Annotated in this window: 1 protein-coding gene; it reads right to left on the reverse strand. The window is 64.7% G+C overall.

The window, feature by feature from the left end; all coding sequences use genetic code 11:
• The coding region (locus GXY33_16975; GenBank protein NLX06832.1) for an alkaline phosphatase family protein at positions 1 to 1422 on the reverse strand (1422 nt) is incomplete at its 3' end.
• Positions 1423 to 1610: the final 188 nt, after the last annotated feature.

Genomic DNA, 1610 nt, shown 5'->3' on the forward strand with positions numbered 1-1610 from the left:
AATGGGGCTGAAGTCCCAGCCGCGGTCGGCGAAGATGACGATCTGCCCGGCGCGGCCGCTGTCGAACATTTCGACGACCTGCGGGACGAAATCGGGGAATTCGCTGCGGCAGGAGGCGGCGAGCCACGTTCGGCTGTCGTGGAATTGGCCGTCGAGGAGCGGTTTGACGTGCGGTTCGTCGTAGCTGAGCGGATCGCCGGCGGTGGGCGTATAGCGGTAGCGTTTGACGCCGTCGCGGAGTTCGCGTTCGATCAGGCCGCGGGCGTCCCGGTGGAGGACTTCGACGCGGTCGGGTCCGGCTTTGACGGCGACCAGTCGCACGGGAGTTTGTTTGGCCAGGGTCTGATGGAGGGTCATGCCACGGCAGACCGGCGCGGGGTCGGCGCGATGGGCGAGGAATTCCTGGGTCTCCTGCGGCGTGGGTTCGTGGAACCAGTGCTCATCGGTCCGCAGGTGGAGATGGGCGCGTCGGCTTCCGCCGTTGATAAGCACCAGGTCGCATTTGTCGTTGAGGTAGGCGTGGCGTTCGCAGGTGTTGCCTTTTTCGAGGAACATCTCGTCGACGACGCGGATGCCCAGATCGTTTTCGAGGAATTCTTCGACGGACCAGGAGTTGAGGCGATCGGCGGGGACATGTCCGTGGTCGCTGATGAAGAAGAGGTAGTAGTTTTCCAGAAGGCCGTTCCGCTGCAGGCCGCGGCAGATGCGTCCGACCTGGACGTCGAGGTTGGCCAGGGCCTGGCGGTACTGGGGCGAGTCGGAGCCGTAGCGGTGGCCGATCTCGTCGATGGCGGGGAAGTAGGCGAGGATGTAGTCGGGCCAGGTTCCGGTGGTGCGGGCGCATTCGGCGATGAGTTCGAAGCGGACGGCGATGAGCCGATCGACTTCGAGGATTCGCCGGAAGAACCAGTTGATGCCGGAGCTCATCCAGTTTTCGATGGGCCGGGTGGCGCCGAGGTAGTTGGCGACCTGGATGGTGACGGAGTAGCGGTCGCCGAGGATTTCGTAGATGGTCGGGGCCCGCAGGTCGCGGTTGATTTCCTGGTAGGTGCGGATGTACATGTAGTCCTGGTACTGGCCGGACGTACGGTCGAACCACTTGTTGCCCATGATCTGGTGGTGGCCGGGATATCGGCCGGTGTTGATGCTGGCGGTGGCGGCGTAGGTGATGGAGGGGACGACGGTGACGGCGTGGCGGGCCCGGACGCCGCGGTCGACGATGTAGCGTTGGATGTTGGGCAGTTGGCCGGCGTCGAGCATGGCGTCGAAGACCTCGGTTCGCACGCCGTCGGCGAAGAGGACCAGGGCCCGTTTTTCGGGCACGCGGACGTTTTTGTCGAGGGCGACGTCGAGTTCGCGGGTGTGGGCGCAGCCGGCGAGGAGGGCGAGGGCGGCGAAGGCGAGCCAGCCAAATCGTTTCATGGCGTGTCCTGTCCGTTGTGATTGTCGGGCCGTGGCGGTATCATAGTAAGGTTACTTTAGACCCGCCGCCCGGCTGTGTCAACGGCCACGGGCGGCCCTGGAGGCGCCGTTATGGCCATTGATCCGACCGCGATCGTTTCATCCAAGGCCCAGATCGACCCGACGGTGGAGATCGGGCCGTACGCCAT

This window comes from Phycisphaerae bacterium (genome assembly GCA_012729815.1).
GTDB lineage: Bacteria > Planctomycetota > Phycisphaerae > JAAYCJ01 > JAAYCJ01 > JAAYCJ01.